The sequence below is a fragment of the Singulisphaera photorubra genome (genome assembly GCF_045290345.1).
Lineage (GTDB): Bacteria > Planctomycetota > Planctomycetia > Isosphaerales > Isosphaeraceae > Singulisphaera.
Map to the genome: position 1 here is coordinate 8,296,469 of NZ_CP155447.1, position 24,345 is coordinate 8,320,813.

General features: G+C 61.2%; 20 protein-coding genes and 1 pseudogene. 5 read left to right on the top strand and 16 right to left on the bottom strand.

All coding sequences use genetic code 11. The features are described from left to right. Positions 1-73: 73 nt before the first annotated feature. The 4 genes from V5E97_RS31205 to V5E97_RS31220 form a co-directional block, all read right to left on the bottom strand. The gene (locus V5E97_RS31205; RefSeq protein WP_406695460.1) at positions 74-481 is read right to left on the bottom strand and encodes a helix-turn-helix domain-containing protein; all 408 of its coding nucleotides are present in this window, start codon (positions 479-481) and stop codon (positions 74-76) included. Positions 482-578: 97 nt separating this feature from the next. Next, positions 579-914: a type II toxin-antitoxin system HigB family toxin gene (locus V5E97_RS31210; protein ID WP_406695461.1), complete on the bottom strand. Its 336-nt coding sequence runs from the start codon at positions 912-914 to the stop codon at positions 579-581. 446 nt (positions 915-1,360) lie between these two features. After that, positions 1,361-1,915 (bottom strand): hypothetical protein, encoded by a 555-nt coding sequence (locus V5E97_RS31215; protein WP_406695462.1) that lies wholly within the window; start codon positions 1,913-1,915, stop codon positions 1,361-1,363. A 477-nt stretch (positions 1,916-2,392) separates the two neighbouring features. Continuing rightward, on the bottom strand, positions 2,393-3,265 hold the full coding sequence (locus V5E97_RS31220; RefSeq protein WP_406695463.1) for a hypothetical protein: 873 nt from the start codon (positions 3,263-3,265) through the stop codon (positions 2,393-2,395). Positions 3,266-3,531: 266 nt separating this feature from the next. Between V5E97_RS31220 and V5E97_RS31225 the strand changes: the two are divergent. Next, positions 3,532-3,898, top strand: a pseudogene (locus V5E97_RS31225) (SDR family oxidoreductase); the annotation flags it as partial. Between the two features lie 183 nt (positions 3,899-4,081). Here the strand turns inward: V5E97_RS31225 and V5E97_RS31230 are convergent. The 5 genes from V5E97_RS31230 to V5E97_RS31250 all read right to left on the bottom strand — a co-directional run bounded on the left by V5E97_RS31230 (position 4,082) and on the right by V5E97_RS31250 (position 12,242). Beyond that, complete coding sequence (locus tag V5E97_RS31230; RefSeq protein ID WP_406695464.1) at positions 4,082-5,023, bottom strand: LbetaH domain-containing protein; 942 nt, start codon at positions 5,021-5,023, stop codon at positions 4,082-4,084. Positions 5,024-6,453: 1,430 nt separating this feature from the next. Next, entirely contained in the window at positions 6,454-7,743 is a 1,290-nt protein-coding gene (locus V5E97_RS31235) for a DUF1501 domain-containing protein (protein WP_406695465.1), read from the bottom strand. A gap of 91 nt (positions 7,744-7,834) precedes the next feature. Further along, complete coding sequence (locus V5E97_RS31240; RefSeq protein ID WP_406695466.1) at positions 7,835-9,502, bottom strand: DUF1549 domain-containing protein; 1,668 nt, start codon at positions 9,500-9,502, stop codon at positions 7,835-7,837. A gap of 500 nt (positions 9,503-10,002) precedes the next feature. Beyond that, on the bottom strand, positions 10,003-11,544 hold the full coding sequence (locus tag V5E97_RS31245; RefSeq protein ID WP_406695467.1) for an ABC transporter ATP-binding protein: 1,542 nt from the start codon (positions 11,542-11,544) through the stop codon (positions 10,003-10,005). Continuing rightward, positions 11,532-12,242, bottom strand: coding sequence for a hypothetical protein (locus V5E97_RS31250; protein ID WP_406695468.1), 711 nt, complete (start codon positions 12,240-12,242; stop codon positions 11,532-11,534). The genes V5E97_RS31245 and V5E97_RS31250 overlap by 13 nt, the downstream gene beginning before the upstream one ends. A gap of 249 nt (positions 12,243-12,491) precedes the next feature. Between V5E97_RS31250 and V5E97_RS31255 the strand changes: the two genes are divergently transcribed. The 3 genes from V5E97_RS31255 to V5E97_RS31265 are packed head-to-tail and all read left to right on the top strand — an operon-like array spanning position 12,492 to position 16,441. Beyond that, positions 12,492-13,616: a glycosyltransferase family 4 protein gene (locus tag V5E97_RS31255; RefSeq protein WP_406695469.1), complete on the top strand. Its 1,125-nt coding sequence runs from the start codon at positions 12,492-12,494 to the stop codon at positions 13,614-13,616. Between the two features lie 48 nt (positions 13,617-13,664). After that, positions 13,665-15,443, top strand: coding sequence for a lipopolysaccharide kinase InaA family protein (locus V5E97_RS31260; protein WP_406695470.1), 1,779 nt, complete (start codon positions 13,665-13,667; stop codon positions 15,441-15,443). 53 nt (positions 15,444-15,496) lie between these two features. Next, positions 15,497-16,441 carry a DUF1570 domain-containing protein gene (locus V5E97_RS31265; protein ID WP_406695471.1) on the top strand — a complete coding sequence of 315 codons (945 nt, stop codon included), beginning with the start codon at positions 15,497-15,499 and terminating at the stop codon, positions 16,439-16,441. A 257-nt stretch (positions 16,442-16,698) separates the two neighbouring features. On the opposite strand, the gene V5E97_RS31270 is transcribed toward V5E97_RS31265, so the two are convergent. From V5E97_RS31270 to V5E97_RS31280, 3 genes are all read right to left on the bottom strand, one after another. Further along, positions 16,699-17,061 carry a 4a-hydroxytetrahydrobiopterin dehydratase gene (locus V5E97_RS31270; RefSeq protein ID WP_406695472.1) on the bottom strand — a complete coding sequence of 121 codons (363 nt, stop codon included), beginning with the start codon at positions 17,059-17,061 and terminating at the stop codon, positions 16,699-16,701. A 109-nt stretch (positions 17,062-17,170) separates the two neighbouring features. Continuing rightward, positions 17,171-17,971, bottom strand: coding sequence for a 3-methyl-2-oxobutanoate hydroxymethyltransferase (panB, locus tag V5E97_RS31275; RefSeq protein WP_406695473.1), 801 nt, complete (start codon positions 17,969-17,971; stop codon positions 17,171-17,173). Further along, complete coding sequence (locus V5E97_RS31280) at positions 17,958-19,424, bottom strand: ArnT family glycosyltransferase (protein ID WP_406695474.1); 1,467 nt, start codon at positions 19,422-19,424, stop codon at positions 17,958-17,960. The genes panB and V5E97_RS31280 overlap by 14 nt, the downstream gene beginning before the upstream one ends. A 306-nt stretch (positions 19,425-19,730) precedes the next feature. Here V5E97_RS31280 and V5E97_RS31285 point away from each other — a divergent pair, with 306 nt between their 5' ends. After that, positions 19,731-20,165, top strand: coding sequence for a CBS domain-containing protein (locus V5E97_RS31285; protein WP_406695475.1), 435 nt, complete (start codon positions 19,731-19,733; stop codon positions 20,163-20,165). Positions 20,166-20,260: 95 nt separating this feature from the next. On the opposite strand, the gene malQ is transcribed toward V5E97_RS31285, so the two are convergent. From malQ to V5E97_RS31305, 4 genes are all read right to left on the bottom strand, one after another. After that, the gene (gene malQ / locus V5E97_RS31290; protein WP_406695476.1) at positions 20,261-21,838 is read right to left on the bottom strand and encodes a 4-alpha-glucanotransferase; all 1,578 of its coding nucleotides are present in this window, start codon (positions 21,836-21,838) and stop codon (positions 20,261-20,263) included. Between the two features lie 76 nt (positions 21,839-21,914). Then, positions 21,915-23,165, bottom strand: coding sequence for a hypothetical protein (locus tag V5E97_RS31295; RefSeq protein ID WP_406695477.1), 1,251 nt, complete (start codon positions 23,163-23,165; stop codon positions 21,915-21,917). After that, a complete protein-coding gene (locus tag V5E97_RS31300) occupies positions 23,162-23,389 on the bottom strand; it encodes a hypothetical protein (RefSeq protein ID WP_406695478.1) in 228 nt (75 codons plus the stop codon). The genes V5E97_RS31295 and V5E97_RS31300 overlap by 4 nt, the downstream gene beginning before the upstream one ends. A 99-nt stretch (positions 23,390-23,488) precedes the next feature. Continuing rightward, complete coding sequence (locus V5E97_RS31305; RefSeq protein ID WP_406695479.1) at positions 23,489-24,277, bottom strand: alpha/beta fold hydrolase; 789 nt, start codon at positions 24,275-24,277, stop codon at positions 23,489-23,491. Positions 24,278-24,345 lie beyond the last annotated feature (68 nt).

A 24,345-nucleotide genomic window follows, 5' to 3' on the forward strand; every position in this document is an offset into this window, starting at 1 on the left:
TTTCCCAGATCTCCCGATTGAAGTGCATGGCCACTGATGGCTTCCTTCCGACACCGTATGCGATGACGTCGGGTCAGGTGAATAGCGACGGGGCGACATTGAACCGCTTGGCCAGCGTCTTGCGAGCCTTCTCGCTGATACCTCGCTTGCCGTTGAGGATCTCGCTGATGGTCGCCATTGCCAACCCGGTCTGCTCGGAGAGTTGGGACTGGGTGACGGCGTGCTGCTCGATCAAGAAGCGGAGCATCGCGACCGGATCCAGGTCGGGGATCGGGTAAGCCTCCGCCTCATAGGTTTCAACCAGTCCTGCCAGGACCTCGAGATAATCGTTCTCCTGCTCGCCACGGTCCTTGCGGGCGCGGATACGGTCGATCATCGCGATGGCCGCGTCGAGGTCATCTTCGCTCCGGAGCGGCCGGAGTGGGAACTCCCGGATCAGGGCGAGGTAACTGTCGTTGGGGGCGGTGACGGTGGCAGCCATGCGAGTGGTCCCTTCGTTGGGTTCTGCATTGGTTCGGTGAAGCTTAGATCGATCCTCGGCGGCATACCACCCCGTCTTGGGGTGGCCGGGTATTGCCCTACCCGAGATTCAGTTTGTCGTATTCCTTGTGGGTCAGGACCATCTCGACGTAGACCCAAGCCGGCTGGTCGACATCGGCCCGGAAGTCGATGCCGACCAGGATGCGGTATTTGTTGCCGCCGACGTTGAAGCACACCAGGTCGCCGATCAAGTCGGCGTAGGGGAACACCGCGCGGACATCCGCGAAGTTCCGCCAGTCGTCATTCTCGACGACCTTGCACCAGGCCAGCAATGCTTCGAGATCACGCTCGGCGCCCGGGTGGTTGGCGACGAACTCGAACACCTTCTTTCGGGAGATCAGGTGGTTTCGAGTGGGCTTCTTTTCGTTGGCCATCGTTGGGGGCCTTCGCACGGGGACGGTTGCTTGACGTCCTAATCTGAGTTTCCGACATGCGGAAAGTCGATCGCGTATTTCCGCATTTCAGAAAGGGTTTGCGTCAATAGCGTGCATGCATTCTCTTGGGCCAGGCCCTGGAGTCCGCAGAATCGGCGTCCTTGGTCAGTCAGGATTATTTGGTGGAGGCCGCAGAGTTAAGGCCAGGTGTGCGGGCGGCCATGTACCTGAGGTGTGCAGGTGGTCATGTGCCTGTAATGGGTAAGCCAGGAGGCTTGGGTAAGCAACTAAGACTCGCGGACAGGTTTGCAGTTTTGCTAAAATTCCCAGATCTCCCCATTGAAGTGCATGGCCACTGATGGCTTCCCTCAGCAGGTACCTCTAACAAATCCCCTCGAAAGGGCTCATCGCCAAGGCGGTATCATCAAGGGATGTGGTTGATCCAATCAACGATCCTTCGGGTTCGGGCTGGACTCCACCTCATCGTCCCGAGAAGGTTTGCGGATTATCGTTTTCCATTGGTTGAGCTGTTCTCGGGTGAGGATCGCGAGCACTTGCTCAAGGTCCCCCTTCTTCAGGGATTCCACTTTTTTCACGAGGGCTACGGAACTCTCGAAATCCTTCGGAGCGACACCGAACTCTTTTATCACTGTTCGAAGTTGATCCCGGTGCTTTTCGATGATTGTTTGGATTTGCTTTCGTTGCTCGGTGCTCAGTCGAAGTTCCTTCATAACATCAGGCCAGATGAATGCTTCCACGCCATTAGCAATCAGAAGGTGATGCTCTAACCATTTTCGCTGGATGGGTGACAGGATTTCGACCAGGGTCATCCCAGTCTCCTGGTTCACGAACTTAACAATTTGCGCATCGAAGGTCTCTTGGGGACCGGATAACTTCAGATTCAGGTTGCCCTGCCGCCCTTGTTTCAGCCGCTCTTCCCGCTGTGCTTCGAGTTTTGTGATCTGGGCAGTCTGATCCTCGGTGAGGCTAACTCCTTTCAAGTACCTCTCGATATTAGGCGAGGTGAGAAGTTTCGTTCCTACGTATATACCAAGGTGTTCTAGCCCTGAATCCGACTGGACGGTCTTGAGCAATCCCTGGGGTTTCGTCTCAGCTTCCTTCGCAGGAGGTTGGCTCTTTGCCTTACCTGCGCTGTCCTCCGTGTCCTGGCCTTCACTCGCAATTTCGGGTTTCTCCGTTGCGGGGGGGGGTGGCACGGAGGGTTAGACCGACACCGAGAATGAGAAGTAACATCCCATCCCAGAACAGAATCGAGAGAGGGGGGAAACTCTTTGATGAATAATCTTCACGTGATTCATGTCAACCTCCAAACAAAGAGGGTGTGCGGGTGGTCATGCAACTACAATGGGTGAGCCAGGAGGCTTGAGTGGACCGCCAAGACTCGCGGACAGGTTTGCAGTTTTGCTGAAATTCCCAGATCTCCTGATTGAAGTGCATGGCCACTAATGGCTTCCCTATCAACGATCCTTCGGGGTCGGCCTGGACTCCGCCTCATCGTCCCGAGAAGGTTCGCGGGTCATCGCTTTCCATTGGTCGGACTGGTCTCGGGTGAGGAGCGCAAGCACTCGCTCAAGGGCCCTCTCATAAAATGGATCAATTTTCTTCTTCAGGGCCGTGTCACTCTCGGCGTCCTCCGGAGGGGGACCAAACTCCTTATGCAACCTTCGAACCTGATCATAGAGCTCTGCGATGATTGTGACGATTTGCTTGTGTTGCTCGCGGCTCAGGCGAAGTTTCTCCTTAACATCGGGCCAGACGAATGCTCCTACGCCTTCTCTGGTCAAAAGGTCGTGCTCAAGCAATTTACACTGGAAGGGTGAGAGGGTTTCGACTAGGGCCACCCCAGCCTCTCGGTTCACGAACTCAACGATTTGCGCATCGAAGGTCTCTTGGGGACCGGATAACTTCAGATTCAGGTTGCCCTGCCGCCCTTGTTTCAGCCGCTCTTCCCGCTGTGCCTCGAGTTTTCTGATCTGGTCAATCTGATCCTGGGTGGGCCTCAATCCTCTCACGACAGCCTCTATGTAGGGATTGGTGAGAATTCTAGTACTTACGTACCAGCCGAGGCGTTCTAACTCTAAATCCGACCGGACGGTCTTGAACAATCCCTGGGGTTTCGTCTCAGCTTCCTTCGCCGGAGTTTGGCTCTTTGCCCCACCAGGACTGTCCTCCGTGCCCTGGCCTGCACCCGCCACTCCGGGTTTCTCCGTTGCGGGGGGGGCGGCACGGAGGGTCAGCCCGATCCCGGGAACGAGGAGCACCACCCCCATCGCAAAACTGATTCGAGAGAGAGGGGAAACTCTTTGATGAAAGTTCTTCACGTGATTCATGATCTACTCCAAACGAAGTGACGTGACTCCCAACTCTTGTATGCCCGACCTCGACCTGATTCGATCTGTTTACAAATCGCGGGGTATTAGCATGGAACGAACTGCATCAAAGTCTAAAAAAGTCCGCAAATTGAAAATGGGGTGTGCGGGGGCCATGCACCTACATGGGGTAAACCAGGAGGCCCGAGTAAGCAGCTAAGATTCGCGGATAGGTTTGCAGTTTTGCTGAATATCCCAGAACTCCCAATTGAAGTGCATGGCCACTGATGGCTTCCCGGCACGGCGGCGGTGGCGGGGCCATCGTGAACTTATCGTCCGTGGCGGCGAGGGTCGGCTCGCCCGGCGAATACGTCGATTACGCGGCGGCCAAGGGGGCTGTGGACGCCCTGACTCTTGGGTTGTCGAAGGATGTTGCGAGGAAGGTATCCGGGTGAACGCGGTACGGCCAGGGTTCATCTACACGGACATCCACGCCAGTGGCGGGGAATCGGACCGCGTGGATCGAGTGAAGGCGTTCGTGCCCATGAAGCGGGGCGGTCAGCCGGAAGAAGTCGCGGCCCGATCCTCTGGCTGCTGTCCGACGAGGCGTCCTACGCGACGGGGACGTTCAGTGACCGGGCGGGCGGCAGATAAACCCTCCCAACCACGCCGTTCGCATGAGCACGGACCCGCCGAACCTGGCCTGACGCCGGGCGGATGCCCACCAAAGTCAGCCCGGCTGGGCCAATAATCGATCGTTCGATAAACGGAAAGACTCGTCGGCCTGAGGCGGAGGCTCGTCAGTCGAGGTTCGGCCTAGGCCGACGCAGTGGCCTGTCAAACCCACTGGACCCTGCCCAGAAATTGATTGTTGACGATGATCGCGCCCCGTGGAACGAAGGTGCCCGGTGCGAGCGTGGAGCCGTCGACGTAGGCGTAGCGGCCGATCCTGACTCGGTCGCCGATCGTTGACCTGAAGACGACGGCCCAGGCTCCAACTCGGACGCGGTCGCCGACGACGGTCGTTTCTTTGGGGTTCTGACCCGAGTCCGAACCGCCGTGGATCACACTATGGAAACCGAAGGCGTTGCGGTCTCCTAAAATCAAATCACTATGTTCAAGGCCATGAACGGTAACCCGATTGGTCATCCGGGCAATCGATCCGACAAGGAACGGACTGGCCTCGTCGGCGCGGATCGAGTTGCCGTGGCCCATGACTCGGTGAAGTTGCCGGGGGAGATTGGTCATCTGTACGTCGCCGATGATCCGGTTGCGGAACCTCGGCGCCACGGTCGGCGTGCCAGCAAGGGTTGGCGTATGCGAAATTGGGTTGAACGTTGGGGCGGGCGGATTGGGACCGATGCCTCGCACCGAACTGGGTGATTCGATCGCCTGCGCCGAGTAACCCGCGGCAAGAGTCTCGTTGACGTGAATCACGTCGTTCATGAATTGAATGTCACCGCGCGTAACCGGTTCGACCTTGCCCAGGCTCTCTTGTTCCGCCTCGGCCTGAGTCTTGATGTGCATGCCCGGCTTGACTTTCATCCCGGTCGGTATCACGATCCCCGGCGAGACCTTGGCGAGACTACTCACCATCGCCCCGGGCTGGACGGTCGCGCCATCGATGACGGCATTGAACCCGACGAACGCTGCAGCGCCCCCCGGCGCCCCGATCGTTGCGGGGCCGATGACGCTCGCGTTATGAGCCAGGATCGCATGGTCGCCGATCACCACCCCTCCATCACGGCCGACGGCCCGGATCGCGACGCTGTCCTGCACATTGCTCGAATTGCCGATCGAGATCGTTGCCGCGCCGGGCGCTCACGTTCGCGAACGGACCGACGTAAACTTTGGCTCCAATGGTGATCGCCCGGACATTGCGGATGGCGGCGGTAGGGTCGATGAATGACGCTGTAGATGGGCCGTCGACGGCCGCCGTGACCGGAAGGTTTGCAAGGACTGACTGATGCGGTGTTGGAAGGGCGCCAACCTCGGCAGCGACGCGACGTTTGCCAGCCGGAGCCGATGCGTCCATGGTGGAATGGATCGTGCTCAATAGTTTGCGGCACTCCAGAGACTCGACCTGCGGACTTAGGCAGCTGAGACCCTTCTGTCGGTTCGTCATCGGCCAACCTTCCCACAAGAATGATCGCAAAAGAACGGGGGGGACAGAGGTTTTTAAGCCTAAGCAGGTAGAGCATAACACCAATTTTGACCTGCCGATGTTACCGAATTGAATTCGATGGCTCAGCCGTCACCAATGACGCCGGGCAGCTTGGCCAACGCGGGAAAGATGATCCAAAAAGACCTACCAAGCAGTCTTGTCAACTCTCCGTTGAAGCATGAAATGCTAATGCGTTTGCGCTGGCATTGTGTTGTTAGATTGCCGGCGATGACGATCGCTCGAGCGCACCCGGTCGATCCCGACTACTCGCATTTGTACCAAACATCATGTGTAGCCTTCGCATCGCCTTCCTGCGTGGTGAGGGAGTGCACGACCGCAAGCTAGGGTTCGAGACGTGGCTGCGCCGCCGCGGAGTCACCTGAGTTTCCACCACTGCTTCATGCCGGCTTGGTCGGTGACCGGATCGGGAAGAGCCGTCGGAGGGCTAACCGTTATCGGTCCTGACCGACCATTTGAGCAGGTCGACTTGCACGCTTCGTTCTGATCGACCGAGGCATTCGCCGACACTTGTGGCGCCGCGATGCTTGCGGGTTCTTCCCGAGCAGCTTCGTCATTGCAAAGCTGGGTGGATTCGCTTACCAGGTGGGCTATTCCCCTGCAGATGCGAGACGCGGCTCTGGCTTCGATCTCGATATACTGTTGCTACCATCGGACCGTGAACGATTGCGTTGAATTATTGCAAGCGTGAAAATGCGTAAATTATTTTGGCGTGTTTTCGGAAAAGCCTCGCCTGACCCGGTCTAACGTCATGAACGAAAACCGTGTGATCCGTAGTCAGGAGCGGATTTTTTTCGTGATGAGGGTATGACCTGGAATCTGTATCTCTTTGCCAGTGTTGAACTTATGGTAGTGGGCTGTGGCCGCTTTACGAGAACCGTGGGAACAACGATGACACCATGGTCGATTGCGTTGAAGTAAGGGGGGGATAACAGGGGCGGACAAAAAGAGCCCCTCGCCCGACGGTGACGACGGGGAGGGGCTTTGGCGTTGAGTCGAGATGTGGAGAGATCGGAGGAATCCGGGATCAGATCAGTTCTTTGATCGGGGTTCCGGCATCCACGAGTTTGATCGGGCGTCCGCGAGGGGTGGTCCACTGGGTGCCCAGGTCGAGTCCCATTGCCTGGGTCATGGTGGCGATCACATCCATGGGCGCGACCGGCTTGTCGATGATATCGATGCCGTCCTTGTCGGTGTCGCCGATGGCTTGTCCGCCGCGGATGCCGCCACCGCCGAGGACCATCGACCAGCTTCGTGGCCAGTGGTCGCGGCCCGCATCCTGGTTGATCCGCGGGGTCCGACCGAAGTCACCCATCCAGGCGATGACCGTGCTGTCGAGCAGGCCGCGCTGGTCGAGATCGGCGACCAGTGCGCTCATGCCCTTATCCAGCTCGGGCAAGAGACGGGTCGAAAGGGTGTCGAAGGCGTTTGCGTGAGTATCCCAGCCACCGAGGCTCACTTCGACGAACGTCACACCCATCTCGACGAGCTTCCGAGCCATCAAGCAACCGGAGCCGAACGAACCACGGCCATACTGATCGCGGACCTCTTTGGATTCGCTATCGAGGCTGAGCGAGGCCTTGGTCTTGCGGTCGTTCATCATCCGGACCGTCTTGTCGTATACGGCGCGGTGATCGGTGCTCCCCTGGCCGCGGCGCTGAGAGATGAAGTTCCGTTCGACCAGGTTGAGCATGCTGAGCCGTCGGACCATCCGCGAGTCGTCGACACCGGCCGGGGGCTCGAGGTTGGCCACCTTGCCATTCGGGTTCTGGACGACGAACGGGGAATAGGCCATGCCGAGGAAGCCCGCGCCCACCCCTGGCCCGTTGATCGAGATTGCGTGGGGAAGGGCGAGCCCTTCATGCTTGCTGCCGAGCTCGAAGGCGAACGACGTACCGAAGCTGGGGTGCACGACGGTCGGGTTGGGGGTATACCCGGTGTGCATCATGTAGGTGCCGCGGTCGTGGTTGCCTTCCTTCGAGTTGAGCGACCGGATCACGCTGAGATGCTTCATCTGCTTGGCGACGTTGGGCAGGTGCTCGCAGATCGAGATCCCGTTGGCCGAGGTGGCAATGGGCTTGAACGGGCCGCCGTTCTTCTCGCTGTCGGGCTTCAGGTTCCAGGTGTCCATATGGCTCGGGCCACCGGCCATCCACAGCAGGATGCAGCTTTTGGGCTTCGAACGCGTCGGTGAGGCGGCATTCGCTTCCAGCGCACCAATCAGATGGGCCGCCGGGACGGCCATGGCGCTGGTTGCCAGATGCCCCATGAAATGGCGGCGGGACATCCCGCTGGGAACAAACAGGTGGTCTGCCATCGCTCGAAAACCCCCTTGAGCCTCAATCGAGGCGAACTCGGAATGACGGGGCGGACGGCCGTCGTCACCCATTTTGATTGGAGGACCGGCTTCAATGGTTCAGGATGAATTCGTTGGAGTTGAGCAAGGCCCAGAACAGGTCTTCAAGAACGTAGACCGTGTCCGGGTTGGAGGTCAGAACACCGCTTGCCGCCGTCATTTCACCCCGGGTGGGGTATCGGCTCAGGGCTGCGAGGAAGAGGTGATTGACCATGAAAATCGGCGGTGACTGCTTTTGCTGATTGACCGCTCGGATTTTCAGGTCGTCGAGAAAGCTGCCCGGCTTCCCACCGACGGCTCGCGCCATCAGGTTGCCGTTCATCATCATCAGGGCTTGGGGGATCGTCCCATTGAAGGACGTCCCTTCGTCACCCTCATCGTTACCGAACGCAAAGACGAACTGCTCGAGCCACTGGTCACGCTGGCGGTCCAGGTTGGCCGCGCCTTCGGTCTTGTGGGCGGCGGTGGCCGTGAGCAAGGAGTCGAAGAGCTGTTCGGGAACCATCGGCTTCAGCGTCATGTGGCTGAAGAGCGTCTCGTCTTTCTCATTCCCCTTGGTCATCATGCTCGACAGGTTGTAGGCCTGACTGTTCATGATCCAACGTACCAACGTCTTGATGTCATAATCACTGGCGGCGAAGTCGTGACCCAGGGCTTCTAGCAGCTCGGGATGACTTGCGGGGTTGTGGTCACCGAAGTCATCGACCGGATTGACGAACCCGCGCCCGAGAAAATGGCCCCACATCCGGTTCACGAATGCCTGAGCGAACTTTTCGCTCTTGGGGTCGGTAACGAACTTACCTAACTCCACGCGGCGATCGACGTCCGTCGCCTGGCTGATCTTGCGGCCATCAAGGAACCGGGGAAAGGCCACACCCATCAGCCCGTTTCGCTTATCGAAACTGGCAAACGCGTCGGTTGGTTCATCCGTGAGTTCGATGTGGTCGATGACCTCCGCGCCACTGGCGTCGGCCTTGCGGACCTCTCGGGATTTCAGGCCCTTGAAGAACGCGTTGATTCCCCAGAAATCGGCCTGTTTCCAGTCGTTCGAGGGATGGTCATGGCACTGGGTGCATTGAATCTGCTGCCCCAGAAAGACGCGGGTCGTCACTGAGGTCAGGGGGACCGCTTCCATCTCCAGGTGGGAGATCGGGAAGTTCACCGCGCCGTTCTCTTTGTTGGACCCTTTGGCCGTGATCAGGTCGAAGGCGATCTCGTTCCAGGGCCGATCGGCGTTGATCTGGCGGCGGAGCCACGAGTTCAACTCGCCCCGGAGGACCATCCGCTCCTGCCGCCGTCGGCCGGTCAAGATCACGGTCCACTGGTTGGCGAAGTCCTTGGCGAAGTCTTCGTGCTTGAGCAGATATTCGACCAGCTTCGCCCGTTTCCCCTTCTCCTTGGAACGGAGAAAGGACGTCGCCTCTTCCACGTTAGGAATCCGGCCGAGAACGTCCAGGTAGGCGCGGCGGAGGTATTCTTCGTCGGTGCAATCTCGCGAAGGCTTGATCGAAGCCGCGTCCCAGGCCTCGCGGATCATCCTGTCGAGGTAGGCTGGCTTGGCCGCGCCCACCTTCGTCGCGATGAACTTCGTGTCCGCGGCCTCGTCGGCGGGGCGTTTCTCGTCAGACCTCGCCAATGGCCCCGACCAGGCCAGGCCCGCGAGGACGGACAGGAAGACCACGCGTCGGCTGGACGAGTTCCAGACTGGACCCACGCTCATCGGCCCACTCCTGAAGAAGACAAGGTACGGGGTCTCGGAATCCGCCCCTGGCGCATCGGATCGTGACGTGTCTCAAACTCAAGGTTACGCCAAGGAAACTCAACCGGTCAAAGGCATTCTTCATTCAGTCAATGATTTTCTGTGTGATTGACCACATAGGCGACTGCATCCATCGACGCGAGCATAGCTCGATGCAAAGGTTCTACGGCGCTGGGTCCGAGGTGTGACACACCTTGTGGTAAATTGTTGGAACTACTGTCGGAGGGGGAGGATGGGTGCGGAAATAGGGGGCTCAGAGGGGGGCGCCAGGGGCCTCGGGACGTCGGCGTGCGTGCGGTCCGCTCGCCTGACCGAGGCTCTGTGCGCTTCCGTCTCGCAGGGCAGGCTTTGGCCTGCCCTGCCAGACTCAGGGGCGCCTCGCACACAAGGCCCGACGTCTCCCTAACCCCTTGCTGATCACAGAAAAAAAAGGACTGTCGCCTTCGTCGGTTGACGCCGGCTCAGGCGCTTTCTCGCTGGAAGTGGATCTCGTGGAGTCGGCGATAGAGGGGAGAAGACCTTCGCAGTTCGCTATCGGTTCCGACCGATTCGATTCGACCGGCATTGATGAGGACGATTCGGTCAGCGAACTGCAGCGAACCGAGGCTGTGGGTAATCAAGAAGGTCGTGCGGTTCCGCGAGAATTCTTCGATGGCCTTGCGAATCAGCGCCTCGTCCTGAATATCCACCGCGCTGGTGGCTTCGTCGAGGATCAGGATGGCCGGATCGAGGAGCATCGCTCGGGCCAGCGCGATTCGCTGGCGCTGGCCGCCCGAGAGGCCGAGGCCTCGCTCGCCGATCACCGTGTCATAGCCATCGGGCATTGCGCTGATGAACTGGTGGGCATACGATCGCTTCGCCGCGGTGATGATGGCATCGCGGTTGGCGTGGCGATTGCCATAGGCGATGTTGTTGGCGATGGTGTCCTCGAAGAGGATCGTCTCCTGAATCACCATGCCGATCTGGCTGCGGAGGCTGCGAATCTGCACGTCGCGGAGGTCGTGCCCGTCGATCCGGATCGCGCCCGACTCCACGTCCCAGAACCTCGAGAGGAGGCTCATCATGGTCGACTTTCCACAACCGTTGGGACCGACCAGGGCCACCGTCTCACCGTGTTTCACGGAGAGGTTGACGCCTCGCAAGATCGGATCACGACCGTTGTAGCTAAAACCGACCTGATCGAATTCGATGGTCTTGTAGTGCCGGGGGAGTCGAGCCGCCTTGGGTTTGTCGGCAACTTGAGGTTGGCGGTCCATCAAGGAGCAGATCCGGTCGGCCGCGGCCGCCGCACGTTGGATCCGCGAGTGGACGTTCGCCAGCTTCCGAACCGGGTCCGAGATTCCCGCGAGCGTGGCATAAAGATAGAGCAGGTCTTCGATCGCCATCCGTTGCGAGGCGAGTTGAAGCTTGAAGAGACCGAGGTCGAGGAAGATCGTGCCGTTCAAGACGAGATAGGAGCCGGCGAGTAGTGCGATCGAGACGGTCGACAGTGCGAGCATCTCGAGCACCGGGTCGGAGAGCGCGTCGATGGTGGCGACCCTGACGCTCTTCTTGTACAGACTCTTGGTCTCGAGGAAGAAGCGCCGCCGCTCGCGTCGCTCCATCGTGAATGCCTTGACGACGACGATTCCTTGGAACGTCTCCTGCAAGATCTTGTAGATATTCGACATGCTCTCCAGGGAACGCCGCACGGCTCGTTTCATGATCTGGCCGGCGCGGTTGGCGGTCATCGCCGAGACTGGCACGAGGACCAGCGCCAGACAGGTGAGCCGCCAGTTCAGCCAGAGCGCGATCGACAGGCAACTGATCGCCCGCAGCGGTTCCCGGATCACCTTGCTGAGCAAGGTATTCAGCCCTTGGGCGAACGAATCCATGTCGTTGGTGAACCGCGCAATCAACTCCGAGGAGCCCTGGTCGCTGAAGTTCGAGAGGTCGAGTGCCAGGGTCCGGCGGAAGAAGTGGTTGCGGATATCGAAGAGGGTCAACTGCATCACGTCGGCCACGAGCACTTCCTGAAGGAACAGGAAGAGGCCCTGATGGCGACCCCCGTGATGACCATGACCATCAGCAGGACCAACGTCTGGAAGCCTTTGGCGGGGAGGAACCGATCGATCTTCGGCTGCGCCCAGCGATAGGATTTGAGCCACCAGGTGGTATTGGAACGCTCGTGGAGCAATGAGGCTTGCCGGGAGTCCAGTGGATTGTCACCGGGTGCCAGCGGTAGCAAATCGGCGAAGCGTTTGAACTCGTCCAACGCCGCGTCCGCGACGTGCTGTTCCGCCTGCCGGGTTTGGAGGAGGATCTTATCCCGGTTCCCCGGCCCTGCCTTGCCCTTGAGCGCAATCCCGTCGTTGAAGTCGCGTTCCAACTCCTGGACTCTCGCCCGCTTATCCTCGAAGGCTTTGTGGGCGATCAAGAACTGATCTTTCATGGCGGGCCCGGTCGGGTCGTCCATGCCTTGGATCAGCTTGATCACTCCGAGACGTGCGTCGAGGGCTTGCACCTCGGTTTGTTGCGCGACGATTCGCTCGGCAATCCATTTCTGGCAATTCTCACTATAGAAGAGAATTTTCAGAAGTGGATAGACCGCACTGATGTTGGCGCTCCACAGCAGAGCCACCATCACGGCGCAGGCGAGGGACAGTCCGAACCGGACCCGATATGGCCAGGCGAATCGCACGAGGCGGGCAAAATTCTTCATGGTCGAGAATCGCCGAAGACGGGGTTACCCAATAGCCTCCATGCCATCCCCGACCCGCAGTGACGCGGGCCGAGGCGTTGGGCGACGGGATCATTTACCATCTGTCGGAAGCCTTGGCAATGCGACTTCAACTCTTCGGCAGCCATCTCAAAGAATCCGTCTAGGAAAGATCGCGAATCGGGGTTAGGATTCCAGGCGAGGACGTCCCTCCCTTAGCGGACGGCCGGTCAACCGTCAGGGAGGACGGGGATGAAGGCACTCGCTCTGGTTGACGCCCCTGAACACGTCTGTTGTCGCTATCGGCTTCGGGCCTTCGAACCCGCGCTTGCCGAGGCGGGATGGTCGCTCACCCTCCGCTCCCTGGCCCGGGGCGCATTCCGCCGCTGGTTTCAATTCGCAGAAGCCGCGGAATTCGACACCGTCCTCTTACAGAGGAAGCTCTTGCCCGGCTGGCAGGTTCGCGAGCTGCGCAGGCGTTCACGGCATCTCATCTTCGACTTCGACGACGCGGTCCTCTATCGCGACTCCTACGACCCGCGCGGGCCGCATTGCCGCAAGCGAGCGGGTCGATTCGCTCGGATCGTGCAACTGGCCGACACGGTCATCGCCGGGAACGACTTCCTGGCCGACTGCGCATTAAGGGCGGGAGCGCGGCCCGAGCGGGTTCGCGTGATCCCCACCTGTGTGGATACCGATCAATACACGCCTCGAGCCTTCGGTGAGGAGCGAGCCGGCGCATCCCGGCTCGATCTGGTCTGGATCGGCTCGTCGAGCACGCTCCAAGGTCTCGAGCAGCAGCGGCCGCTCTGGGAACGGCTCGGTCGCGAGGTTCCCGGACTCCGGCTCCGGGTCATTTGTGACCGGTTCCCAGCGTTCGAGTCGATTCCGGTGGTTGAGATCCCTTGGAACGGGGCGACCGAAACCGCGGAATTGGCGGCGGGCGATGTCGGCGTGTCCTGGATTCCCGACGATCTCTGGAGCCGGGGCAAGTGCGGTCTGAAGACACTTCAGTACCAGGCGGCCGGCCTCCCCGTCCTCGCCAACCCGGTTGGGGTCCAGTCCGAGATGGTGGTGCCAGGGGTCAGTGGCCTGCTCGCGGCGACGGATGACGAATGGGTCGACTCGGCGAAGCGGTTGGCGAACGACCCGGGACTCCGCAGACGGATGGGAGTGGGGGCGCGCAAGTCGGTCGAGTCGGGCTACTCGGTCAAGGCCTGGGCCGAGACGTTCGTCGATTCGATCGCCGAGTCGGGTTCAATCCGCTCATCACGATCGGCAAGCTCGCGGCGCGGTCGGATCCGAGCTGAGAGTGAGTCTCGGCAACCGCTGGGGCCGTCCCGTCAAACCTTCGATTCAGAACCGATCGGGCGCTGAGGGTATGCACTTTTACAACGCAACGATAGGCCACAACAGGGCGACTGGATGAGCTGGCTGTTCCGGAAAATTCCGAAGGCCCCCCCCTCGGAGCGTCTGTTCGAACCGCCTGAATGGGATTGGGCGCAGGCGGACGACGTTGGCTGGTGGGTCCGCGCCGACTGGAAACAGGCGTTGATCGGCCCTCGTGGTTTGCGCCTCGAGGAGTGGCGTCGCAACGGTCAGCTCACGGTGGTCAAGACCGGGCCGCATCGCGTTGTTTATCGTGCGGAGTTGCCCGAGGGGGCCGTCTACGTCAAGCACTTTCTGGTCCCCGGCCTGCGGGCGAAGCTGCGGCAGTGGATCCGGCGGGGCAAGGGACGTAACGAAGGGCGGCGCACCCGCTATCTTGCGGCCATCGGCGTCACCACGATCACGCCGATCGCGTTGGGAGAGCAGCGCAAGCGGTTCATCCTCTTCGAAAACTACCTGATCACGCACGCGATCCCCGAAACGCTTCCGCTCGACGAATTCGTCGAAAGCCGACTTCCTCAAGAGCCTGCGCATCGGCAGACGCGGATTCGTCAGAACCTCGCCGCGGCGTTGGGGACGCTTACGGCCCGACTCCATGACGCCGGCTTTGTTCATCAGGATTTCCATCCGGGAAACATCCTGGTCCGGATGGAGGATAATGATGACCTACCCCGGCTCGCGATGATCGACCTTGATGCCTTGCGGGTCTGTCATCCCCTCTCCTGGCCGGAGGCCCAGGTCAACCTGGCGCTCTTGAATCATTACTTCTGGCTGCGCTGTGGACGGTCCGACCGCTACCGATTTTACAAGACCTACCTGCGCGATCGGAAAGTCACTCCCCCTGACCCGAGCGGCTTCGCCCGATCGATTGAGAACGCCACCCGCGCATGGGCCGAACGGCTCTGGCGTCGTTGGGGCAAGCGCTGTCAAGGGAGCAACAAGTACTTCGCCAGCTATCGCGGTCAGCATGCCTGGTCGATCGCGTCTCGCGATCTCGATCCGGACATCGTCAAGGCCCTGCTGGAAGATCCTGACGCTCCCTTCTCCGATCGCGGGACGGTGATTCTCAAGCAGTCGCGGACCACCACCGTCGCGGAAACGACGCTCCTGGTTCAGGGGCGTCCTACTCGTGTGATTTATAAGCGATTCAATAAGAGGTCATGGATTGATCCGTATTTGACCTGGTTTCGTCCGTCGCGTGCCTGGCAGTCGTGGCAAGCGGGCCAACATCTGGCGAGCCGAGCGATTCCGACGCCTCGCAACCTGGCGTTCATAGCGCGGTTGAGGCCCTTCCTTCGCGATCCGGGCTCGTGGTATCTGCCGCACGAGACGTATCTGGTCACGATCAAGGAAGAAGGGTCGATCACCCTGGGCGACTATGTTCACAAGGTCTTGCCCACGCTCGAACCCGTCGCGCGTCGGGCGCAGATCCGGCGTCTGACGCTGGCGCTGGCGAGCCTGCTCCGCAAGATGCATGAACGGTCGCTCTCCGATCGCGATCTGAAGGCGTCGAACCTCCTGATTCTGGGCGATCCCTTGGCTCCCGAGCTCGAGTTGAGCGTCATCGACCTGGTGGGAGTGCGCCTGATCCATCCGTTGCCGAAGCACCGGCAGATCCAGAATCTTGCTCGTTTATATCTGAGCTTGGCCGATGTGAAGGGACGCACCCGCACCGATGCGTTGCGGTTCCTTCGAGCCTACCTTCCCTGGGGCCTGACGCCTTATAACGACTGGAAGGGCTTCTGGCGTGCGATTGCGATCGCCAGCCAGACCAAGATTGAGCGGAACAAGCGGCGGGGCCGCGTGCTGTCGTAACTTGACGAACTCACTCCCATGGACTGACCCACCCGAGCGCAGAGGCAACCACGATGCAGGAGAGACAGCCCGTCTGGATGTATCTGATCCTTGCAAGTTTGGTCAGCCTGGGTTTCGTTGGCTGTGCGACGATGGGCGAGCAGCCTCAGTCACTGGTTCCCACCCAGTACCGAACCCGGACCGGGCCGTATGCCGTCTTCTCCAACTTCCCGATTGCGGCCGACTCTCCCGCGATCCGGAGTCTCCACTCGCTGGAGAATGACGTTGAGGCCAATCTAGGGGTGCGGGTCAACTCCGACGAGCCGCCGGTCGAGGTCTACATTCTCAACGACCGCCAGAGCTTCAGTCACTTCCTGAAGTTCTATTATCCCGAGCTTCCTCCGCGCCGGGCCTTTTTCCTTGCCCAGGGGCCTCAACGCGTCGTCTTCACGTTCATGGGCGAACGTCTCGAGGAAGACTTGCGCCATGAAGCCACTCATGCGCTCTTGAACGTTGCGTTCGGAGACCTGCCACTTTGGCTCGACGAGGGCCTGGCCGAGTATTTCGAGGGGGCCGACACGCAACGCGGTCTGAACAAGGAGCATCTCGGTCGGCTTCCCAAGGACCTGGCAGAAGGTTGGAAGCCCGACCTGGCTCGGCTCGAGACCTTGACCAGCGTGCGTCAGATGACCCCGCGCGACTATCGCGAGTCGTGGGCCTGGGTCCACTACATGCTGAACGGCTCCAACTCGAGCAAGTCGATCCTGCTCGCCTACCTGGCTGACCTCCGGACGGATCCGAAGGCCGCCACATTGTCCGTCCGCCTGCGAGACGAAGACGGGAAGGGTGCTCGCGTTCTACTCGCGTACCTCGATCGGATCCGCGAGTCGACCGTGGCCGTTCGCCCCACGACGGCCGCGACCACCGTCCGTCTTCAGGACAACGCGCTCGAGGCTTCGCGGGTCGCACCCCAACGTCGAAGTGTTTTCACCCGAATGCGTTCGTTTTTCGGCCTTTGATGAAGCCGGTTGTCCTCGACTCGCCCTACTCCGTCGGAGACTCACCGCGTCGGCCCGGCCGCATTCGACCGGCCGGGCCCAGTTCCTCTGCGAAAAGGTCTATCCATCGCAGGGTCGGCCAGGCTGTCCGGGAATCACCGCCACGGCCTGCCCGTTGCGTTTTATCCAATGGTCCCCGCCGCATTCCGTCATTCCACTTCAGTCCAAGAAGTGAGTTCCAGCCTGTTCCTCATTGGTTTGGGGGGCAGACAAGTCAGTCATTTCTTGACCTTGATGGGAATCTGGTTGATCTTGGCGGCCATGATGAAGTCGTTCTCCGAGAGGCCGCCGATCGCGTGGGTCCAGAGCTCGATCGAGACGTTGCGATAGCCTTCGAGGTGGAGGTCGGGGTGATGGCCGTCCTCTTCGGCCAGTTCGGCCACCTTGTTGAAAAAGTCGATGCCGGCCATGAAATTCTTGGCCGTCCAGGTGCGTTTGATCCGCGTTCCGTCGCCCGCGAGTTCCCAACCTTCGAGGTGTGTCAGCAGGGCCTTGGCTTCGTCGGCGGGAACCGGTGGGATGCCCCCTTCGCAGGGGCTGCATTTTTTGCGAACCAATTCGTCGACCGTGAGCGTGCTCATGGGATTGTGCTCCGGAATTGTCGACACCGTGGCGTGATCGGTTTGGTTTGATCCGACCGATCAAAATCAATTATAGAGGCACACCACGTGCCGGAGTCGTTCGCACGCGCTACTGGAAGCTTTCCTGGGCGTTCGGAAAATCTCCCGATCCAACATCGGCGACGTATTTGGCGGCGGCCTTGCGAATCTCGTCGCCGAGTTCGGCGTAGCGGCGAACGAACTTGGGGCGAAACCCTTCGAACAGGCCGAGCAAATCGGGGGTGACGAGGACCTGGCCGTCGCAGCCGGCCCCTGCGCCGATCCCGATGGTCGGGATCGGAATTTCCGCCGTGACCCGGGCGGCCAGCTCGCTCGGAACGCACTCGAGGACCAGGGCAAAGGCCCCGGCCTCCGCGACGGCATGGGCGTCGGCGAGGATCTCGTCGGCGTTCCGCTGTACTTTGTAACCGCCGAGTCGGCGAATCGATTGCGGGGTGAGCCCGACATGGCCCATGATCGGGATATCCGCTTCGACCAACGCGCGGATTGTTGCGGCCGATCGCCGGCCCCCTTCGAGCTTGACGGCCCGGCACTCGGTCTCTTTGAGGAAACGTCCCGCGGAGAGGATCGCTTGCTCGGGAGAGGTCTGGTAGCTCAGGAAGGGCATGTCGGCCACGACCATCGCGCGCTTCGCGGCGCGGGCGACCATCTCGACATGGTAGATCATCTGGTCGAGCGTGACTCGCAAGGTCGTGGTGTGCCCCTGCACCACCATGCCGAGCGTGTCCCCAACCAGCAGGCAATCGACCTCCGCCTGGTCGAGCAGGAGGGCGGTTGTGTAGTCGTACGCCGTCAGGACGCTGATCTTTCGCCCTTGCTGTTTCCAGCGGGCGAAGTCGGGAGGTGTTACGGGAGATTCAGCGGGTGCCATCCAACTCATCCTGAGAATCGATTAAGACCGCGAGCAAGACGCCCGGCCGGTCCACTAGGACTTTGTATCGCCGTCGGATCTCCTCGTGCAAGGCCAAGCGCTTCGGGTCGTCCGTCAAAACGTCGGCGACGAACCGCGCGCCATGGGCCCGATAGAATTCCACGAGGGCCAGCGGTCCGTCCGAATCGAGCGATTTTCCCCACTCGCCGGCGGCCCGCTTCGCGGCCGAATCGGTGAATTCCATTCGGCACCCCCGTCGATCACTTGCGAAGAGCAAGGCTTCGGGCGCGGCCACCCAGGCCTCTCTCGGCACGTTCGCCTCAATGGCGCGGGCGGCCTCAGCCAGGGAAGACCACTCGTCGGGTGTCTTCCAGGTCGACCATGACTGAACCAACGCCAGACCCAGCAACGCCGCTCCGGTGAGTCCCCCGAGCACGCGCTGTCGAACGATCAAAAGGTCGAGTCCCTTTCCCACGCCGACGGCCACGACCGGCGCGAGCATCAGCCAGTAATACTCGTGGTGAAGCTTGCCGGCCAGAACCGCGAGCGCGGCCAGGGTCGAAGCTCCCCAGACCGTCCAGAGCCGGTCGCCGGTGCGTGACGGAAGCAATCCCAGGATCGCCAGGGCCAGGCCAATGGGGGTGAACGACCGAAGCAGAAACCGAGCAACGTGAACCGCCGTCTCGGGACGGAGGAGAGCCGACGGGATGAGGACCCGAAGCCAGATCGCGCCGTTGTCGGCCGAGGCGCGAGAACCGGCTCCAGATGAGATCAAGGCGGCCGCATGCCAGTACCAGAGCAACGCCGGCACGATCAAGGCGGCCGCGAGCGCGACTTTCCAGCCCCACCTCGGACGGAGGATCACGGTGACCAGGGGGATCAGAATCGAGGCCGCCACGATCTTGATCGCCAGCCCGGTCGCGAGCATCACGACGCCAGACAAGAGCCAGAGGATTCGCCCCCCCGCTTCATATTCATCCCAGCAGCGCATCCCGGCGACCAGCAGGCCGATCATCAGGGCGTCCGGCTGAAACGATCGCCCATAACGCACTGTGACGGGGAAGACGACGAAGGCCGCCAACGCCAGCAGGGCCGGGCGGCCACCAAGGCGGCGCCTTGCCAGGCCATGAAGTCCCCAGCCTCCCAGCGCGATCGCTAGGGCCGAGACCAGCCGCCCGGACGCCTCCAGGGGGAGGCCTGTCAGCCGATGCAGTCGGGCCGCGGCCCATGCGTAAAGGGGAGGCTCGACGAGAAAGAGGTTCGGCAATGGCGCGGTGTCGAGCTGGGGACGCAAGAAGCCCGATCCTCGGGCAAGGTTCCGGGCGACCATGGCCGTCGGAATCTGCCGCCCCACGTAGTTCTCGACGATCGGCTGGTCGAGGTTGATCGCGCGGATGCCGACGGTCAGGAGGAGCAGCCCAACCACCGCGAGCGATTCACGCGAGAAATACAAAAGAACTCGCCTCCTTGACCGTTCCGGCAGCGTTCCTCAGCCCCTTCAAAAACAAAAGAAAAAGGGCCTGCTCGCGCATCGTATCGACCTTCCGAGCGGCCGGTCAAGCAGGGAACCGAGGCCGCGAGACCGCGGAACGGGCATCTTCAAAAACATCCAGAATAGTTTTGCTTCGAAGACGCGAAAGTGGCAGGATCAGGTCGTTAGTCCTCTCTTCTTTTTATTCCCAATACGTTTCGTGAGCGTGGTTTCGTGAGTGGATGAATCGCGACACCGCGCGATCGTATCTGACTCGGGAGACGCGACATGCAAGTCCGTGATGTCCTGAAGTCCAAAGGCGGTCAGATCTTCTCGATCGAGCCCGAGGCGACCGTGGCTGAAGCCGTTGCGCGGATGGTGCAGAACAATATCGGCTCGTTGCCGATCGTCGACGCACAAGACAATCTCATCGGGATCATCTCCGAACGCGACCTCCTTCGCGGCATTCATAACCACGGCGAGAGGATTCGCGGCCTGCTCGTCTCGGAGTTCATGACCCGAAACCCCGTGACCTGTGAACTTGATGCCAATGTCGATGACGTCATGGGCCAGATGAGTGAGCGTCGGATCGCCAAAGTGCCTGTCCTCAGCGGGTCGAAGCTCGTCGGAATCGTCTCCGTGGGCGACGTCATCAAGGTCCTCTACGACAAGGTGCAGTCCGAGAACCAACATCTCATGTCGTACATCCACGGGGCGATGTAAACCGGCTCAAAGCGGCCCAGTGAGAACCGAGAGTGACTCCTCGTCGTGACCGTTGGATCGATCAAGATCCAACGGCGCACGAGCTCAGGCACCGATCACCGCCCGAGCAACGGTTCTTCGAGGAGTTGTCGGTGGGGTGGGCCGAATTCCGGGGGACGGGGGCCGTTCCAACGGCTATAGACGGCCGTCATGTCGGCCAGGCGGGCGCGGACCCGCGGATCGATCTGCCCCGATTGGAACCTCCACGACCAGTTCCCGTTGGCAATTCCAGGAGTGTTCATTCGTCCTGAGCTGTCCAGTCCCAGGATGTCCTGCAAGGGAATGACGACGGTGTCGGCCACTGACGCCAGCGCGATCCGGATCAAATCCCAGTGAATTTCCGAACCGTTGGTGCCCAGGTAGCGCAGTGCGAAGGCCCGCTCGGCCGCGATCTGCTCGGGCGTCTGGGTGGACTCGATGTGGGACGTGTGAAACCAGCCGACCGAGGTCTCGTTGTCGTGGGTTCCCGTGTAGGCGACGCAATGGTTGACGTAGCGATGCGGCAGGTGGAGCTCCGTGCCGGAATCTCCGCCGAAGGCAAACTGAAGCACGCGCATGCCGGGCAGGTCGAAGCGGTCGCGTAGAGCCTCGACTTCGGCGGTGATTTCCCCGAGGTCTTCGGCAATCAAGGGGAGCCCTTGCAGTCCGTCCCGGAGCGCCTCGAGGAAGGCGATGCCTGGTCCCAACGCCCACCGACCGGTCGCAGCCGTCTCGGAATCGGCAGGCACTTCCCAGTAGGCCTCGAAGCCGCGGAAATGGTCGAGGCGAACGAGGTCGACGCGGTCGAGTACGGACTTCAGCCGGGAGATCCACCAGGCAAAACGCTCGCTGGCATGAGCGTCCCAGCGATAGAGCGGGTTGCCCCAGAGCTGGCCGGTCTCACTGAAATAATCGGGGGGAACGCCGGCAACGAACAGCGGCCGGCCCGTCTCGTCGAGCTGGAACAGGTCGGGCCGCGCCCAGACATCGGCGCTGTCTTGAGCGACGAAGATGGGCAGGTCGCCAATCAACTGAATATGGTGCTCCACGCAGGTGGCACGCAGGGCATCCCATTGCTGCGCGAAGGCGAATTGCACGAACTTGTAGTAGAGGATCGCGTGGGCCAGTTGACCGCGACACCGCTCGATCGTCCTTGGCTCGCGTATGACGAGGTCTGGCTCCCACTCGTGCCAGGCCGCCCCACCGTTCGCCTCCTTCAGAGCCATGAATAGAGCGTAGTCACCGAGCCAATGGTCGTTCTCCTGAAGGAACGACTGGAATTCAGGATGTTCCGGCGGGAAGCGGTCGAACGCACGTCGGAGCAGCCGATCTTTGGCTTCCGCCACGGCGTCGAAGCCGACGTGGGCTTCGGGCAGGGTGGGATAATCGCCGAGATCGCCCGGCCTGAGCCAACCCGCCTCGACCAGCAAGTCGGGGTTGATGAGCAGTGGGTTGCCCGCGTGAGACGAGTACGATTGGTAGGGCGAGTTGCCGAAGCCGGTGGGACCGAGCGGGAGGATCTGCCACCAGCGCTGGCCACTCTCAGCGAGGAAGCGGACGAATGCGTGCGCCTCCGGACCAAGATCGCCGATCCCGTAACGGCCAGGCAGCGAGGTCGGATGGAGTAAAACTCCGCTAGCTCTCGGGAGCCGCATAGAAAAGCGTTCCTCTTCTTTTCGGTGCTATCGGTCGGTTCGACTTGAAGCCGAGGCGCACCGGCCTCCATTGCCACTATCCGGCCGGGTGTGAATTAAGCCGGTATCCGTTCCCCTGGCGTTGGATCGCCTTGAATCCGAGGCATTCCACCCGGCTCCGCCGGCCCGTCCAACGATCAGCTGGGCCCCACTGGACCACTTTGATCAGGAGCCGACCACGATAACGCGCCGCGATTGCTTCGGCCAAGCCGTTGCACGCGCGCCCCTGGGGATAAATCGGAACCCCGCGCGCCTCGCGGCTCCAGGCGGTCAGGTCGAATCTCCTCCACGAGTCCTGTCCGGGGTCCTGGAGATGAGCCCGAAGATCGGGAGTCAACTCGTCCCATTGCGCCTCGTGTAGAAAGACCTCGGTTCGTTCGACATGGCTGGCGTAGAGCGCGTGTCCGGGCCAGGCGTCGAACCACCCCTTGCGCTCACACAGCGGCAGGATCACGGCGATCCAGAACAAGAATTGAGCGGGGCGGCCGAGCCACAACTCGCGTCTGGTGGCAGCGTCGGCTCTCGTGGAGCAGGAAAAGTTCGGCCCAAACACGATCGCGATCTCGACCATCATCGCGACGTTCCAGACCAGGACAATCGTGCTGTGGCGAAGCCCCCAAGGCCCTAGAATCCAGAGCAGCGCCGTATGGAGCACGAGCGCGGCTGCCAGCCCCATCCGCCGCGTCCGAGGAACGATCAAGGCGATCGCCACGCCAATTTCCCAGAGCGGCATCGCCAGGATCGCCGCCATCCGTCCCGCAGCAGGCCACTCGGCCGGCTCAAGTCCGAGGGGCCTGACGGCGGTGACCAGGAAGAGGTTGCCCAGCTCGTTGCAAAAGGAGACGTCGAGTTTCGAGAGGCCCGAGTAAAAATAGAGCGCAGCAAACCACCAACGAGCGTAGAGCAACGCGCGATCCGGCGGGAGGCTGACCAGGAGAATTCCGATCATCAAAAACTGATACGTCCAGGGTTGGAACCGGTGCTGATCCCCGAGGATCAACACCAGGAGGGTCCCAATCCCGATCGCCATGGAGGACTTCCAGGCGATTCCCGCCGTCGAAAGTCCGACGGCGGCCAGGAGCACGGCGAACGGAATGAACGTGAGGGATCCCTTGAGTTCGGGAAACCCAGCAACAAACGGGACGCGCGGAAACGCACCGCGGTCGATCCAGAGTGGCCAGGAGAGGACCAGCATGACGAGCGTGGCCAGGCCAAGCGCGAGCCGCAGCCGGTCCCGAATCCTGCCGGTATCAGTCGACTCGGAGGTGAAAAAGTCTTTCCAGCTCAAAGTTCCTGGGCCAACGCAAAGATGCCGCCCCCTTCGCGTTTCAGTTTCCCCTGCGCCACGAGCGCATCCCAGACCTCCGGAGGATGCCCACCGGGGGGCGTGATGCCCCCGATTCTCGAGGCCTTGCTCCCGATCCCCAAGCCCGACGCGTCGTCCAGCCTGGCAAGCTTGAGCCGTTTCTTGAATGCCTTGTAGGCCCGCTTGATCTCCTCGTCCGTGGCCATTGTCAATGAACCTCTGAATCCGTGGCAACCGACCGATTTCTCTCCAGGCCGAGGGTAGTGCAGCCCGCCTGGGAACGCAAGAGAGCGCGACGACCGGAATCAAGTGAGAAACTCCCCGATCGCTTTTCGGAACCCCGCACCATCCTCGATATGAGGGAGATGTCCCACGTTGGGCAAGACGACGAGCCGCGATCCTGGAATCAGACCGGCCAACTCCTCCGCAACCGGAATGGGGTTCACCAGGTCGAGCTCGCCGGCGAGGACAAGCGTTGGGCTACGGATCCCCTGCACCCGCTCTTTGGCTTCGTGGACGGCCGCGGCATGGGCCTGTCGGGCGAAGGCCTCCGCATCCTGGGGCCAGACATTCCGCTCGGAAAACCGGACGAGGCCTTCAACCTGGGGCACGTTTCGGTAAAAGGTCGGTGCCACGAGCCAGGGGAGCGTCGCCCGTGTGAACTCCGCCGGCTCGCTCCGCCGCCGCAAGAGGACCCACGAGTCTATCACCGCCCTTCGCCAGGCATTCGCACCCGCGTGGGACGACGCCAGCACAAGGTGTCGGACCTTCTCCGGGTGCCGGATCGCCAGTTCCTGCGCGACCGCCCCACCGAGCGAGTGACCGACCACGTGCGCGGAGGGGAGACCGATCGCACCGAAGGCCCCGGCGACGTCGTCCGCCAGATCGGCCGTCGTGTACCCGGCGGTCGCCCGATCACTCCGGCCGGCGTCGCGTGCATCGAGTGCGATCGTCCTGAACCTGGCACCAAAATGTTTGATCGTCACGCTGAACGAGCGATGATCGCCCCCCAGCCCACTGAGGAAGACCAGCGGATCCCCCTGCCCCGCCTCCTCATAAAACAGGTGAACCCCGTTCGCAAGGATCTCGGGCATCGTCGCGTCCTCCCCTTCATTTCTGGCTCGTAAAATCGACTTCTATGAACTTCCCGCACTCCGAGGTC

What these genes read in the sequence shown, in the direction of transcription:
- V5E97_RS31205 (WP_406695460.1), bottom strand. Translation starts at nt 481, where the DNA reads ATGGCTGCCACCGTCACCGCCCCCAACGACAGTTACCTCGCCCTGATC.
- V5E97_RS31210 (WP_406695461.1), bottom strand. Translation starts at nt 914, where the DNA reads ATGGCCAACGAAAAGAAGCCCACTCGAAACCACCTGATCTCCCGAAAG.
- V5E97_RS31220 (WP_406695463.1), bottom strand. Translation starts at nt 3,265, where the DNA reads ATGAATCACGTGAAGAACTTTCATCAAAGAGTTTCCCCTCTCTCTCGA.
- V5E97_RS31235 (WP_406695465.1), bottom strand. Translation starts at nt 7,743, where the DNA reads ATGGCAGACCACCTGTTTGTTCCCAGCGGGATGTCCCGCCGCCATTTC.
- V5E97_RS31240 (WP_406695466.1), bottom strand. Translation starts at nt 9,502, where the DNA reads ATGAGCGTGGGTCCAGTCTGGAACTCGTCCAGCCGACGCGTGGTCTTC.
- V5E97_RS31250 (WP_406695468.1), bottom strand. Translation starts at nt 12,242, where the DNA reads ATGAAGAATTTTGCCCGCCTCGTGCGATTCGCCTGGCCATATCGGGTC.
- V5E97_RS31255 (WP_406695469.1), top strand. Translation starts at nt 12,492, where the DNA reads ATGAAGGCACTCGCTCTGGTTGACGCCCCTGAACACGTCTGTTGTCGC.
- V5E97_RS31260 (WP_406695470.1), top strand. Translation starts at nt 13,665, where the DNA reads ATGAGCTGGCTGTTCCGGAAAATTCCGAAGGCCCCCCCCTCGGAGCGT.
- V5E97_RS31265 (WP_406695471.1), top strand. Translation starts at nt 15,497, where the DNA reads ATGCAGGAGAGACAGCCCGTCTGGATGTATCTGATCCTTGCAAGTTTG.
- V5E97_RS31270 (WP_406695472.1), bottom strand. Translation starts at nt 17,061, where the DNA reads ATGAGCACGCTCACGGTCGACGAATTGGTTCGCAAAAAATGCAGCCCC.
- panB (WP_406695473.1), bottom strand. Translation starts at nt 17,971, where the DNA reads ATGGCACCCGCTGAATCTCCCGTAACACCTCCCGACTTCGCCCGCTGG.
- V5E97_RS31285 (WP_406695475.1), top strand. Translation starts at nt 19,731, where the DNA reads ATGCAAGTCCGTGATGTCCTGAAGTCCAAAGGCGGTCAGATCTTCTCG.
- malQ (WP_406695476.1), bottom strand. Translation starts at nt 21,838, where the DNA reads ATGCGGCTCCCGAGAGCTAGCGGAGTTTTACTCCATCCGACCTCGCTG.
- V5E97_RS31300 (WP_406695478.1), bottom strand. Translation starts at nt 23,389, where the DNA reads ATGGCCACGGACGAGGAGATCAAGCGGGCCTACAAGGCATTCAAGAAA.
- V5E97_RS31305 (WP_406695479.1), bottom strand. Translation starts at nt 24,277, where the DNA reads ATGCCCGAGATCCTTGCGAACGGGGTTCACCTGTTTTATGAGGAGGCG.